Below are 13523 nucleotides of genomic sequence, written 5' to 3'. Positions count from 1 at the left end.
TTTTTATCCGCGCAATATTTCCATCACATCTTTTAACTGATGATAGAGTAAGGAGTACGCTTTGTAATTCCGCATGTATACCGCATGATGTTCTTCCGACGGTTCGAACACGCGCGCGGCCGCGGCGGGGCTGAATTTCCATGCGTCTATCTTTTCCAGCGCATGCCAGCCGAGCAGCGCGGCGCCAAGGGCCGAAGCGTCTTCGTCCTGGTGCAGCAGCATCGGCTTCTGAAAAATATCCGCCAGCAATTGTATCCAGAGCGGTGAAGCGGTGAACCCGCCGCTGACGGTCACCTCCTCGATCGGCACCAATGATTGCGCCAGCGCTTCGCCCACATTATACAATCCGAAGCAAATGCCTTCTATCAGCGCGCGCTGAAAATGCGCCGCGGTATGTTGTTGCTGCACGCCCACAAAGGCGCCACGGGAACGGCTATCCCAAACGGGCGCTCTTTCCCCGAGCAGGTACGGCAGGCATAAAAGCCCATCCGCTCCAGGGGGCGCGGAGAGCGCGGTTTTCACGAAAGTGTTGTAGTCAGACCAGGGCAGGAAATTCTGCGTAAACCACTGCAAAGCGCCGCCGCCGTTGTTGATCGCGCCGCCGCACACGTAATGCGAAGGCGTGAGCGCATACGAGAACAAACGCTCCCCGGCATCTTCCGCGGGCCGTGGCGTCATCATGCGAATGGCGCCGCTGGTGCCGATGGTCAGCGCCGCCTGTCCGGGTTGCACCGCCCCGCTGCCCAGCTGCGCCAGGCAACCGTCGCTGCTGCCCGCGAGGATCAGCGTTTCCGGCGTTACGCCCAAAGCCTCCGCCATAGCGGGGTCCATGCCTATGAGTAAACGTGTCGTTTCCACCGGTATCGGCAGGCGCTCATCTGTAACGCCGGCAATTTCCAGCGCTTCCGCATGCCAGTCCAGCGCCCGGATGTCAAACATGCCGGTAGCGGAAGCCAGTGAATGATCGATGATAAATTCCCCGAAGCAGCGGTGCAGGAACAATTCCTTGATGCCGATAAAACAGGCCGCTTTTTTGAATATCTCCGGTTCATGTTCCCTCATCCATTGCAGCTTGCAGAATGGGGACATCGGGTGGATGGGCGTGCCCGTGGCCTTGTAGATCCGCATGCCCGCTTCGCTGTTCTTCAGCGCGGCGGCGAATGATTCGCTGCGGCTGTCCGACCAGAGCATCAGCGGCGTCAGTGCTTTTCCATGTTCATCCACCGCCATAAAGCTGTGCATAGCGCAGCTCAGCGCGATGGCCGCGGGGGCGCTGCCCATTTCTGCTACGGTCTCGCGGATGGCGGCGATGATAGCGGCGATCACGATTTCCGGGTCCTGCTCACTGAAGCCCGGCTGCGGATGTTCCGTGGCATACGTTTGCCGGCGCGACGCCGGTATTTGTCCGGATGGCGTTACCGCCACCGCTTTTGCACTTCCCGTGCCAATATCTACCCCAAGGATATAAGGTGCTGTGTTAGTAGTTGTCATAGAATACACGCCTAAAGTAAAAAACAGCTTCCATTTTCCGCATATAATTTATAGATTTAAATACTTACAGGTCAAATCTTTTACAAAATCCACGTTTCAATGGCATTCGAGATAAAAAAACAGCCGAAGGCATATGATGTATGTATCATTGGCTCCGGCGCAGGCGGTGGAATGGCGGCGAAGGTCCTTTCCGAAGCAGGTCTGAAAGTAGCGCTGCTGGAAGCCGGGCCCAAATACGACCCCGCCGATCCAAAGCAACAGACGCAGCTGAAATGGCCTTACGAATCTCCGCGCCGCGGCGCAGGCACCACCCGCCCCTTCGGGGATTTTGACGCCGCCTACGGCGGATGGGAACTTAACGGTGAACCATACACGAAAAAGAACGGTACGCAGTTCGACTGGTTCCGCTCGCGCATGGTGGGCGGCAGAACGAACCACTGGGGCCGCATTTCACTGCGCTTCGGGCCGAACGATTTCAAACATTATAGTCTTGACGGGCATGGTGATGACTGGCCGATCTCTTATGATGATGTGAAGCCTTATTACGACCGGGTGGACAAGCTCATTGGTGTGTTCGGGAGCAAGGAAGGTATCTATAACGAGCCGGACGGCCTGTTCCTGCCGCCGCCGAAGCCGCGCCTGCACGAGCTGCTGATCCGGCAGGCGGGCGCAAAGATGGGGCTGCCCGTGATCGCATCCCGTTTGTCCATTCTCACAAGACCGGTCAATAAAGACCGCGGCGCCTGCTTCTTTTGCAGCCAGTGTAACCGCGGATGTACGGTGTATGGCGACTTCTCGTCTTCCACCTGCCTCGTGAAGCCGGCGATGAAAAACGGGAACGTGGACCTTTATACAGACGCGATGGCGCGGGAAGTGCTCACAGACAGCACGGGCAAAGCCACCGGCGTTTCTTATGTGGACCGCAACGACCTGCAGGAATACCAGGTGAACGCCCGCGTGATCGTACTGGCGGCCAGCGCCTGCGAATCCGCGCGGCTGCTGCTGAACTCGAAATCATCGGTGCATAAGAACGGTCTTGCCAATTCCAGCGGCGTGGTGGGTAAATATCTGCATGATTCCACCGGCGCCAGCCGCAGTGCATTTATTCCCAGGCTGATGGACCGCAAGCGGTATAACGAAGACGGTGTGGGCGGCATGCATGTGTATGTGCCCTGGTGGCTGGATAACAAGAAGCTGGACTTCGCGCGCGGCTATCACATAGAAATGGGCGGCGGCCTCTCCATGCCCATGTACGGCTTCGGATTCGGTATCGAGCGGTTGCAGCGCAACGATCCCAAACGCGCGGCCAGCCAGATGCCTGGTGGCTATGGCGCTTCGCTGAAAGACGACTATCGCCGGTTCTGGGGTTCTACCGTCGGGTTCGCGGGCAGAGGCGAAGCCATTGCGCGGGCGGATAACTACTGCGAGATCGACCCCAATGTGGTGGACAAATTCGGTATTCCCGTGCTGCGCTTCCACTACACCTGGAGCGAGCACGAGATCAAACAGGCGAAACACATGCAGGATACTTTTGAAAAGCTCATCCACGAAATGGGCGGCGTACCGCTGGGTGAAAAGCCCGGCGCGGACACGATGTACGGTCTCGAAAATCCCGGCCGCATCATTCACGAAGTAGGCACCACCCGCATGGGCGACGATCCCTCCCGCTCCGTGCTCAACAAATACAACCAGGCGCATGATGTGAAGAACGTATTTGTGGTGGATGGCGGCGCTTTTGTTTCGCAGGCGGATAAAAATCCCACGTGGACGATCCTGGCATTGTCCATGCGCGCATCTGAATACATTGTAAGTGAGTTGAAAAAACAAAATCTTTAAGAAGATGGACAGAAGAGAATCGCTGAAAGCCCTGCTGGTAGGCACCGTATCCACCGGCGTTATTTTATCGGCCTGCGAACCAAAGGGTGATAAAGGACCCGTTGGCAAAGGCGTGTTCAAAGATTACGGCCGCACGCCGGATGAAGTGCAGCGCGACGGGCAACTTGCCGATGAAACTTTTTTCACCGATGCGGAAATGAAAACCATCACCATCCTGGCGGACATCATCATTCCGAAAGACGACCGCTCCGGCAGCGCATCGGATGCAAAAGTGCCGGAGTTCATCGCCTTCATCGTAAAAGACATGCCCGAATACCAGACGCCGATGCGCGGCGGCCTGCGCTGGCTGGAAATGTTCAGCCTGAAAGCCCACAATAAAGGCTTTTCCGAACTGTCCGAAGAGCAGCAGAAAAAGATCATCGACCAGATCGCCTATCCATACAACGCCGCGCCGGAGCTAAGCCAGGGCGTTGCTTTCTTCAGCACCATGCGCAATCTCACGGCCACCGGCTTTTTCACCAGTGAAATGGGCATTAAAGACCTGGAATACAAAGGCAATCAGCCCAACGTATGGGACGGCGTGCCCGCGGAAGTGCTGGCGCAGTACGATCTTTCGTATGACGAGAAAACTTTGCAGGAATGCCTGAAGCCGGAAGACAGGGGCAAGCTCATGACCTGGAACGAGGCCTGATGTAACTCAGGTGGTATGCTCCCGGAAGATCCTGTTCAGCCACTTCAGCATCACGAATATCAGTCCCGCCGCAAAGCCCAGCAGCAGGAAGTTCACGAGGAAATAATTCACCTTGTTATCATAGGTATCCCACATCGAAGCGAGGATGCCGGACAACTTGTTCCCGATAGAAGTAGCCAGGAACCAACCGCCCATCATCAGGGAAGTCAGCCGCGGCGGGCTTAGTTTTGATACCAGCGAAAGGCCCATAGGGCTTAGCAGCAGCTCTCCCACCGTGATCACGCCGTAACAGCCGAACAGCCACCACAACGAAGCTTTCTCCGCGCCGTTGTTGCAATAAACGACCGCTCCCACCATCATGAAAGTAGAGAGGGAAGAAATGAGCAATCCCCACGCGATCTTCGTGGGCGTGGATGGCTCGCGGTTGCGCCTCCGCAGCATCGCAAAGAACGCCACAATAAGCGGCGTGAGCACAATTACAAAGAAAGGGTTCACAGACTGGAAAAGCTCTGTGTTCACCACGCCGATGGTGGCTCCTTCCGGCGGCATTTTTTCCGGCGCCACATTTTTCAGATATACCGGCTTGCCTATTTCTGTTACCGGCTCGCCCTGCGCATCCTTGATCACCCTGAATTCTTCATCGTACGCCACTACCGTATCTGTTTTATTGGTCACCGTTCCCGCCAGGTAGAGCCCCCTGGCCGGGCCTTCTATGGCCGCAGGCAGTTCCCTGTCCGTATAGAACTGCGCCCAGGTAGTGAGTGCCGTGCCGTTCTGCTTGAACACCGCCCAGAACATGACAGACACTGCAAAGATGGCGAGCAATGCTTTCACCGGCTGCTTGTCGCCCGCGCTGGCCTTGCGCAGCAGGTTGGTAAAGAAATAGATGATGGGAAGACAGGCGAAGATGAAAGCGTCCGTGGAATCGGACCCGAAAATATCGCCGGGGATCAGCCAGCCGATGTAGCCTGCCACCAGCACGGGCAGGAACACCTGCGCGAAGATGCTGCCCAGCGGCATGTCTCCCGGCTGCTCGGGTTTGCGAACGTCCGCATGCCGGTAATGTTTCAGCCCCACGATAAAGATCACCACGCCCAGGAACATCCCGATGCCGGCCGCCATGAACGCCGCGCCCCAGTGGATGCTGTTCCGGAGGTAGGCGGCGAAAAACGTACAGATGAAGGCGCCGATATTGATGCCCATGTAAAAGATATTGTAGCCCGTATCCTTGCGGGCGCGGTATTTTTCATCGTTGTACACATTGCCGAGCAGGGTGGAGATATTGGGTTTGAAGAAACCGTTGCCCACGCAGATCAGCGCCAGCGAAAGATAAAACACCGTGAGGTTTTGCACGGCCAGGCCCATATACCCGATGCCCATGCAAATGCCGCCGATGATAACGGACCTGACGTACCCGAGCTTCCGGTCCGCCAGCAGGCCGCCCACGAACGGCGTGAGGTATACAAAAGCGATGAAGGTACCGAAAATGTCTACCGCTTTGCTCCGGTCCATTGCCCAACCGCCGGTTTCCGCATCCGTCAGGTACAGCTGCAGGATGGCCAGCAAAAGATAAAAACCGAACCGCTCCCACATTTCGGAAAAGAACAGAAAAGGCAGCGCGGCCGGATGTTTTTGGTTGGATGGCATATCGGGACCTGTTTTGGTGATCTGCTAAAAATAACAACAAACAGCATTGGGGCCAAATTTAATGATTGCTTAATTCGTCAATTTATTAACTTGGATGGCCGTTTGCGAAAGCCTTTGCCACAGGACCGTTATAAAAATCGTTTTAGCACGTTCTGCCACTCATAGATATTTTTAATAATCGCGACTATTTTTCTATTATATTGAACGAAAATTTATAAAATCATGGTTCAGGAAAAAAATAACAAAAGAAACCAGATTTCTCGTAGATCATTTCTAACGAACAGCGCCACGGCGGCTGCGGGTTTTATGATCGTTCCACGTCATGTACTAGGAGGTAAAGGCTACACCGCACCCAGCGACAAACTGAGAGTGGCCGGCATTGGCGTCGGCGGTAAAGGCGAAAGCGATCTGTCCGAGATCTCTAAAGGCCCGTCTGACATTGTTGTGCTGTGCGACGTGGATGACCGCCGCGCGGCAGGTTCCGTGAAGCGCTTCCCGAAAGCGAAGTACTACAAGGACTACCGTGAAATGCTCGAAAAAGAGCACAAGAACATCGATGCGGTAACCGTATCGTCGCCCGACCACAACCACGCCGTTCAGGCCATGGCCGCGATGCAGCTGGGCAAGCACGTATATGTGCAAAAACCGCTCACACACGATATTTATGAAGCGCGCATGCTCACCGAAGCTGCCAAAAAATATAAAGTGGTGACCCAGATGGGCAACCAGGGTGCTTCCGGAGACGGCGTACGCCAGCTGATGGAATGGTACAACGCCGGCCTGATCGGTGACGTGCATACCGTGTACTGCTGGACCAACCGTCCCGTTTGGCCGCAGGGCCTTCCCTGGCCTTCCCAGAAAGCGGAAATTCCGAAAGAACTGGATTGGGACCTCTGGCTGGGTACTGCGCCGAAAAAGGATTATGTAGACAAGCTGGTGCCGTTCAACTGGCGCGGCTGGTGGGATTATGGTACCGGCGCACTCGGCGACATGGGCTGCCACATCGTGGAACCGCCTTTCCGTGTACTGGGCCTGGGCTACCCCACTTCCGCGGAAGCAAGCGTGGGCAGCGTATACGTAGATGAATTCAAACAGGGATATTTCCCGGACAGCTGTCCTCCTTCTTCCCACGTGATCATGAACTTTGAGGGCAAGAACGGTAAACCGGACATCAAGCTGCACTGGATGGACGGCGGCATTCAGCCCGCGCGCCCCGAAGAGCTGGGCCCGAACGAAAGAATGGGCGACGGCGGCAACGGCGCCATCTTCATCGGTTCAAAAGGAAAGATGATGTGCGGCACCTACGGTATGTATCCTTCCCTGCTGCCCTCTTCCCGCAACAAGGAAGTGAATGTGAAACAAACGATCGCCCGCGTACCCGAAGGTCACTATGTGCAATGGGTGAACGCCGCTATCGCCGGTTACGGCAAGAAAGAGCTGAGCGCTCCGTTCGATATCTCCGGCCCGCTGACAGAAACCATCCTGATGGGCAACCTCGCGATCCGCAGCTACGACGTTCGCAAGCCGAAAGCAGACGGCAAAGGCTTCAACTATCCCGGACGTTACATCAAACTGATGTGGGATGGCCCGAACATGAAGATCACCAACTTCGACGATGCCAACCAGTTCGTGAAGCGTACTTACCGCGACGGCTGGTCACTGGGTGTGTAAGCACTCCGGTATCTGAAATAGAAAAACGCTGCGGAGCTTTAGTTCGCAGCGTTTTTTTTGTATCCGGTTAATAGGAATGAAGCTTTTGCAACTAACGGAACAGCTCTTTAAAATCACGTTTGAATTCCTGCCATTCGTCATCCGCTTTCTTCATCGTTTCGTCAATCCCTTTCTTTGTATCGTCCCACGTTTCCGCGGTGCTGTTCTTCACTTCTTCCAGCTTCTGTCCAAGATCATCGCGTACCTTTTCAAGCCGCTTGCGGGCCTTCTCGCTTTTCGCGCTGCCGTCCTTCTTCAGCTCCTCGATCTTCGCATCCAGCTCCGCCTTTCTTTCTTCCATCTCTTTTGCGGCTTTGTCCCGCTGCTCCCTGAAATACGCGCCGGCGGAATCCGCTTTCATTTCAGCGCCTTCCCGGATCTCCTCCACGCCTTCCTGCATTTTTTCAGTAGCGGTATCGGAGGAGTTGGCATTCCTGTTTCCCTGGCAGGCCATTAAAGTCGCCGCGGCCAGGAAGAGAAAATACTTTTGCATGACTTGTTTATTTTGGTGATGAATGATGGGTTTTATTCTACGGGTTGCGCGGGCCTGGCTTCAAAGGTGGCCATCACGGAATCTCCTTTCTGCAGGCGCAACAGGTCCTTTTCGATCGTATAGCGGTTGGTGATCTCCATCGCTTTGGCGAATTCATTCTCCACATCCAGCGTGGGGCAGGCCATCATGGTATGCATCACGTTCGTGATCACCAGCCCGCCGCTGGCGTCCGCCACGTACTTGCCGCCAAAACCGTTACATCCCAGGAAGCCTTTCACAGCCGAGGTGGAATCTTCGAAGACCATGAACACTTCCTTTTCCATGGCGGGTAACGGGGTGGTGCGGGCAGGGAATTCTTTCAGCTTCCAGCGGGTGCCTTCCAGCTTCCAGTCCATAGACGCAGCAGTGTCTTTCATGGCGGTAGTGTCCTGCCCGGTGGGTTTGTTCGTTCCCTGGCAGGCGAAAAGCAGGGCCGTCAGGCCGATGGTGCAACAGCTTAATAATTGCTTCATAGCATTGGTTTTATGGTATATCGAATCCTAACAAGAATCAAGCCTTATTGTTGAATATTCCGAAAATTCGGTAGGTTTGGGGCCTCTTTTTACAAAACCTGCAATATGAAGAAAAATCTGTTTCTCCTGCTCCTGCTGCTTTCCGTGAAGCTGGTAAGGGCGGATGAAGGCATGTGGCTGCCTTACCTCCTCGGCCAGCAAGTGTATGCGGACATGGTGAAAAAAGGACTCAAGCTGTCCAAAGAACAATTGTACAGCATCAACAAATCATCCATGAAAGACGCCATCATCATCTTCGGTGGCGGATGCACCGGCGAAATAGTAAGCAAGGAAGGGCTCATTTTCACCAACCACCACTGCGGCTACGGCGCCATTGCCAGCGCCAGCACCATGGAAAAAAATTATCTGCGCGACGGTTTTTACGCCCGTAACAAACAGGAAGAAATTCCGTCCAAAGGTCTTTCCGTGCAATTCCTCGTACGGGTGGAAGATGTGACGGCCAAAGTAGATTCCGCGCTCAAAGACGCTTCCTCCGCGGAACGTGCGCAAAAGCTGCAGGCCGTAACGGGCGCGATCATTGAGGCGGCGACCAGCGGCAATGGTTACGAAGCCCGCGTGAACGCCATGTTCAAAGGCAACCAGTACCTGCTTTTCGTGTACGAGCGTTATAAAGATATCCGCCTGGTAGGCACTCCGCCCGAGAGCGTAGGTAAATTCGGCGGTGATTCCGATAACTGGGAGTGGCCCCGCCACACCGGCGACTTCTCCGTTTTCCGCGTGTACACCGGTAAGGACGGCAAGCCCGCGGAATATGCGGCGGACAACATTCCCATGAAGCCGAAATATTTCCTGCCCGTATCCATCAAAGGCGTAAAGGAAAACGACTACGCCATGATCTTCGGCTATCCCGGCGGCACCAACCGTTATGAAACTTCTTACGGCGTAAAGCTGAAGCTCGATGTGGAAAACCCCTCCACCGTCAGCCTCCGCGACATCCGCCTCAAGTACATGTTCGAGGAAATGAAAAAAGACCCGGCCGTAAAGCTGCAGCTGGCGCCCTCCTACGCCGGCATCGCCAACTACTGGAAGTTCTACGACGGCGAAAGCAAACAGCTGATCAAATATCATGTGTACGAAGACAAACAAAAGCAGGAAGCCGCCTTCATCCAGTGGGCCAAAGGCAAGCCTGAATTTGAATCCGTCTTCCCCGGATACGAAAAGATCTACAAAGCCTGGGCCCCTTACGCCAAAGTACGTGTGTACCTGAACGAAGGCATCTTCGGCTCTCCACTCGCAGCCTACGCTTCCAGCCTGGCTGCCGTGGAAAACGCCATTCTCGGGAAAGGTGATGTGAAAGCGGCCGTAGCAGCGGCAGACGCCGCGCGCGCCAACTTCCTGAAAGACGAGAACAAACCCAGCGACCAGAAAATACTCGCGGCCATGGCGCAACGGTATTACCAGGACATTCCGAAAGACCAGCATCCCATCGGCTTCTACGAAAGCCTGCAATCCTACGGCAGCCTGAGCGAGGAAAAAACCTACCAGACCTGGGCGGCTTCCGTGTTCGCCAATACCATGATCTTCAACGATGCAAAATGGAAGGCTTTCACCGCTAACCCGGATGCCGTGGTGCTCCAGGAAGATCCGGCCTACGCCTATGCTTCCGCTTTCATGAAAAACTATGTAGGCAAATACCTGCCGCTCTACCAGCAGTTCACCGCCGAAAACAACGAGCTGGGCCGCCAGTACCTGAAAGGCGTGATGCAGCAGCAGCCCAAAGCATCCCGCTACCCGGATGCGAACTTCACCATGCGCCTTTCCTACGGCCAGGTAAAACCCTACGCACCCCGCGATGCGGTGGCGTATGATTATGTGACCACTATTTCAGGCGTGATGGAAAAATACGTGCCGGGTGATTATGAGTTTGACCTGCCGCCGGGCTTTGCGGAGCTGGTGAAGAAAAAAGATTTCGGCCAGTATATCGATGCGAAAAGAAAAGATCTCGTGGTAGGCTTCATCACCACCAACGACATCACCGGCGGTAACTCCGGCTCTCCCGTTATCAACGGGAACGGCGAGCTGATCGGCCTTGCGTTCGACGGTAACTACGAAGCGCTGAGCCACAAGATCCAGTTCGACAAAACCTACAACCGCACCATTTGCGTGGACGTGCGTTATGTGCTCTGGTGCATTGACAAGCTCGGCGGCGCGAAAAATATTATCGATGAACTGAAGCTGGTGAAGTAACCCGCTTTACAGGTAAAACGAACAACCCGGCCTCGCTTAAAGGCCGGGTTGTTCGTTTTTATCCATTCGCCACTTTCAGCAGAAAGCGCTCCACGGCTCTTCGTACAACCGTAGACGTTGTATCGTGATTGTTGACCAGAACGCTGAACACCAGTGTTTTTCCCGACTTCGTTACAAGGTATCCGCTCAACGCCACGCAACCGCTGAGCGTGCCCGTTTTCGCATACAACCGCCCCGGCAGCTGCTGGTAGTAACTCCGCAGCGTGCCCTTGCCGCCGCCCGGGAACAGCGGCCACAGCCTTTCTTTGGGATAGGTCTTGTACATCTTTTCCAGCACATATACGAAATCGCGCGGCGTGATCAGGTTATAACGGGAAAGGCCCGAACCGTCTACCCAGCTCGGCGGCTGCGGCAGGTCTTGCAGCACGCTGTCCAGCATGTACCGGATCGTCTTCCGTGTATCGATGGTATCTCCGAGCATGGTGGAGCACATCATCAATATCTGCTCCGCGAAGAAATTATCGCTGCGGTGCATCATCGGTTCAAAGAGCGTATCCACCGGAATGCTTTTAAGGATGCTGCTTTGCGCGCTCACGGGTTTGTCGAGCAATCCTACTGCTTTCCGCAGCGTGTCCTGCAGGCGCTGCGCCAGCTGTTCGTTTCCGCCGGTGATGAACGGCACTTCAAAGTCGTGGCTGCTCCGGTCGTCCGTACGGTAATGCAAAACAAAACGGTTGCTGCGTTCATCCCTGTCCGCCAGCACTTCCGTTGGCGCGGTTTCCCGCACCAGCTGCAGGTCCCGCGCAAAATATTCCGGCGTTACCGTGTACGCGCTGCCGGTGATATTGATGCGGGCCACATTCCCGTACATCGGCCAGGCGTTCAGTTCGGGTTGATAGTAATCCGCGTAGTCGCTCCAGGCCCAGCCGGGGCCGAAGCGTTTATTTTTGATGATGGCCGGGGCGAGCCAAATTCGTTTATCCGTTTGTGTTAGGAAATCTTTTACAGGCTGATAGGTAAAATCAGGGTGGAGAAAGGATGGGTCTGCCGTTCCCTGTATGTACACGGCGGTGTCGTCTTCCGCGTAGCGCATGGCGGGCAGGGAATCCCCCAGCAGCCGGAGCCCCGTGAAAAGCGTGAAGATCTTCGTATTGGATGCCGGCATGAAGAATTTATCGTCCTGGTACTGCAGCCAGTATTTACCGGTGGCGGGGTCGAGGATGCAGATGCCGGTGTGGGCGTTGCGGATGTCTTTTTTCAGAAGGATCTCTTCGTTGGCCCATTTCCGGATGTTCTTGGGCTGCGCCTGTGCCGCGGCCATGAGCAGGAATGCGGGAAGGAAAAGCAGGAATGATCTCATGCTTATCAAGTTAAAACATTTATCGGAAAGATGGGTGGGCTGGGAAACATAAAATGGCCTCCCGTTGTAATACAGGAGGCCATCTCTTATCCTAAGTTCGTTGATAAATCAGCTAAAGTATTTCGTAATCCCCGGCTTCGCATAGGCGTAGTTACCGTCTGCATCCGGCATTACCGGCGGCGGCGCGTCAAACGCATATTTTTCCGGCTGGATGTTGATGCCGGAAGCCAGCGCTTTGTCCCACGCGATAGACTGGCCGGAGTAGGTAGCCATACGTCCGATGATGGCGGACAAAGTTGCTTCGGCGCCTCTTTGCGCGTCTGCGAACTTGTACTCTCCTTTCGCGATGGCGGCGAACAGCTCATCGTGCTCCTGCTGGTAAGGCTGGTTGTGCTGTTTCCGGTCGAACTGGTAAAGCGTTTTGCCTTTGTGGTCGAGGATCACGCCCCGGTCGCAGATCATGCGGCCTTTGGTGCCCACGATCTCTTCGTCCACGCGGCTTACGGAATCTTTCCAGTGACGGCATTGCGCGTTCATCACCACGCCGTTCTTGTAGCGGTACTCCACGAAGTGGTGATCGTAAATCTCGCCATACTCTTTACCGGTGCGGATGGCGCGGCCACCCATACCTACGGCGGTCACGGGTGTTTCGCCCATGAACCAGTTGCCCACGTCAATGTTGTGGATATGCTGCTCTACGATATGATCTCCGCAAAGCCAGTTGAAGTAATACCAGTTACGCATCTGGTATTCCATTTCCGTGTATTCCGGTTTACGCGGTTTCACCCACAGCGCGCCCTGGTTCCACCATACCTGCATGGAGAGAATATCTCCGATCATACCGTCTTTCAGGCGTTTGTACAGCTCGCGGTACGAGGTCTGGTAATGACGCTGCAGGCCCACGATCACGTTCAGTTTCTTTTGCTTGGCGATCTCCGCGGTGGCCAGCACTTTGGCGATACCGGCGGGGTCTGTGGCCACGGGTTTCTCCATGAACACGTGCTTGCCCTGGCGGATGGCCTCCTCAAAGTGAATGGGGCGGAAACCCGGAGGGGTGGTGAGGATCACCACGTCTGCTTTGGCAATGGCCTCTTTATAGGCATCGAAGCCGATGAATTTATTTTCTTCCGACACCTGCAAACGGTCCGGCGTAGCCTTGGTGGCTTCTTTGATGTTCTCATAGCTGCCGTCCAGCCGGTCGCGGAAAGCGTCCGCCATGGCAACAAGGCGCACGTTCTGCTTGGTGCTGAGCGCCTGTACGGCGGCGCCGGTGCCGCGTCCGCCGCAACCGATCAACGCTATTTTAATAACGTCCGGTGCGCCGGAAAAGTAATTAGCCTGGGAAGACAGGTATGGTGCTGCAATGAGCCCGCCTGCCAGTACGGTAGTTTTCTTTACAAAGTCTCTGCGGCTTTGATCGTGGAATGATGGTAATTTTTCGTTTTCCATGTTGGGTATTTTTTTACCGGGAAGCGTATTAGATTAAGAAAGATCGTGCTTAGAAATTACAACATCCTTTTGGTAAATCCATGCGTT

General features: G+C 54.9%; 10 protein-coding genes. 4 read left to right on the top strand and 6 right to left on the bottom strand.

Going from position 1 to position 13523, the window contains the following annotated elements; genetic code table 11:
- Positions 1–3: 3 nt before the first annotated feature.
- On the bottom strand, positions 4–1491 hold the full coding sequence (locus CCY01nite_RS07440) for a gluconokinase (RefSeq protein ID WP_146859267.1): 1488 nt from the start codon (positions 1489–1491) through the stop codon (positions 4–6).
- Between the two features lie 99 nt (positions 1492–1590).
- Between CCY01nite_RS07440 and CCY01nite_RS07435 the strand changes: the two genes are divergently transcribed.
- Together CCY01nite_RS07435 and CCY01nite_RS07430 are read left to right on the top strand one after the other, a co-directional pair.
- A complete protein-coding gene (locus CCY01nite_RS07435; protein ID WP_146859265.1) occupies positions 1591–3327 on the top strand; it encodes a GMC family oxidoreductase in 1737 nt (578 codons plus the stop codon).
- Between the two features lie 4 nt (positions 3328–3331).
- On the top strand, positions 3332–4018 hold the full coding sequence (locus tag CCY01nite_RS07430; RefSeq protein ID WP_146859263.1) for a gluconate 2-dehydrogenase subunit 3 family protein: 687 nt from the start codon (positions 3332–3334) through the stop codon (positions 4016–4018).
- Between the two features lie 6 nt (positions 4019–4024).
- On the opposite strand, the gene CCY01nite_RS07425 is transcribed toward CCY01nite_RS07430, so the two are convergent.
- Positions 4025–5665: a peptide MFS transporter gene (locus CCY01nite_RS07425; RefSeq protein WP_146859261.1), complete on the bottom strand. Its 1641-nt coding sequence runs from the start codon at positions 5663–5665 to the stop codon at positions 4025–4027.
- A 222-nt stretch (positions 5666–5887) separates the two neighbouring features.
- On the opposite strand from CCY01nite_RS07425, the gene CCY01nite_RS07420 reads away from it, so the two are divergent.
- Positions 5888–7336, top strand: a complete 1449-nt coding sequence (locus tag CCY01nite_RS07420) for a Gfo/Idh/MocA family protein (RefSeq protein WP_146859259.1) — start codon at positions 5888–5890, stop codon at positions 7334–7336.
- Between the two features lie 91 nt (positions 7337–7427).
- Here the strand turns inward: CCY01nite_RS07420 and CCY01nite_RS07415 are convergent, their stop codons facing one another.
- Together CCY01nite_RS07415 and CCY01nite_RS07410 are read right to left on the bottom strand one after the other, a co-directional pair.
- Positions 7428–7868, bottom strand: a complete 441-nt coding sequence (locus CCY01nite_RS07415) for a sll1863 family stress response protein (protein WP_146859257.1) — start codon at positions 7866–7868, stop codon at positions 7428–7430.
- Positions 7869–7900: 32 nt separating this feature from the next.
- Positions 7901–8380 (bottom strand): META domain-containing protein, encoded by a 480-nt coding sequence (locus CCY01nite_RS07410; RefSeq protein ID WP_146859255.1) that lies wholly within the window; start codon positions 8378–8380, stop codon positions 7901–7903.
- 105 nt (positions 8381–8485) lie between these two features.
- Here CCY01nite_RS07410 and CCY01nite_RS07405 point away from each other — a divergent pair, with 105 nt between their 5' ends.
- Complete coding sequence (locus CCY01nite_RS07405) at positions 8486–10627, top strand: S46 family peptidase (RefSeq protein ID WP_146859253.1); 2142 nt, start codon at positions 8486–8488, stop codon at positions 10625–10627.
- 58 nt (positions 10628–10685) lie between these two features.
- Here CCY01nite_RS07405 and CCY01nite_RS07400 read toward each other — a convergent pair whose 3' ends face one another.
- Both CCY01nite_RS07400 and CCY01nite_RS07395 read right to left on the bottom strand, forming a co-directional pair.
- Positions 10686–11987, bottom strand: a complete 1302-nt coding sequence (locus CCY01nite_RS07400; RefSeq protein ID WP_146859251.1) for a D-alanyl-D-alanine carboxypeptidase/D-alanyl-D-alanine-endopeptidase — start codon at positions 11985–11987, stop codon at positions 10686–10688.
- A gap of 108 nt (positions 11988–12095) precedes the next feature.
- Positions 12096–13436 carry a Gfo/Idh/MocA family oxidoreductase gene (locus CCY01nite_RS07395; RefSeq protein ID WP_146859249.1) on the bottom strand — a complete coding sequence of 447 codons (1341 nt, stop codon included), beginning with the start codon at positions 13434–13436 and terminating at the stop codon, positions 12096–12098.
- Positions 13437–13523: the final 87 nt, after the last annotated feature.

Source organism: Chitinophaga cymbidii (assembly GCF_007992715.1).
Lineage (GTDB): Bacteria > Bacteroidota > Bacteroidia > Chitinophagales > Chitinophagaceae > Chitinophaga > Chitinophaga cymbidii.
The sequence above is the reverse complement of the archived record's forward strand: the minus strand, read 5'-3'. Positions and strand labels throughout refer to the sequence as shown.

What these genes read in the sequence shown, in the direction of transcription:
- CCY01nite_RS07405 (WP_146859253.1), top strand. Translation starts at nt 8,486, where the DNA reads ATGAAGAAAAATCTGTTTCTCCTGCTCCTGCTGCTTTCCGTGAAGCTG.
- CCY01nite_RS07435 (WP_146859265.1), top strand. Translation starts at nt 1,591, where the DNA reads ATGGCATTCGAGATAAAAAAACAGCCGAAGGCATATGATGTATGTATC.
- CCY01nite_RS07430 (WP_146859263.1), top strand. Translation starts at nt 3,332, where the DNA reads ATGGACAGAAGAGAATCGCTGAAAGCCCTGCTGGTAGGCACCGTATCC.
- CCY01nite_RS07395 (WP_146859249.1), bottom strand. Translation starts at nt 13,436, where the DNA reads ATGGAAAACGAAAAATTACCATCATTCCACGATCAAAGCCGCAGAGAC.
- CCY01nite_RS07440 (WP_146859267.1), bottom strand. Translation starts at nt 1,491, where the DNA reads ATGACAACTACTAACACAGCACCTTATATCCTTGGGGTAGATATTGGC.
- CCY01nite_RS07420 (WP_146859259.1), top strand. Translation starts at nt 5,888, where the DNA reads ATGGTTCAGGAAAAAAATAACAAAAGAAACCAGATTTCTCGTAGATCA.
- CCY01nite_RS07425 (WP_146859261.1), bottom strand. Translation starts at nt 5,665, where the DNA reads ATGCCATCCAACCAAAAACATCCGGCCGCGCTGCCTTTTCTGTTCTTT.
- CCY01nite_RS07410 (WP_146859255.1), bottom strand. Translation starts at nt 8,380, where the DNA reads ATGAAGCAATTATTAAGCTGTTGCACCATCGGCCTGACGGCCCTGCTT.
- CCY01nite_RS07400 (WP_146859251.1), bottom strand. Translation starts at nt 11,987, where the DNA reads ATGAGATCATTCCTGCTTTTCCTTCCCGCATTCCTGCTCATGGCCGCG.
- CCY01nite_RS07415 (WP_146859257.1), bottom strand. Translation starts at nt 7,868, where the DNA reads ATGCAAAAGTATTTTCTCTTCCTGGCCGCGGCGACTTTAATGGCCTGC.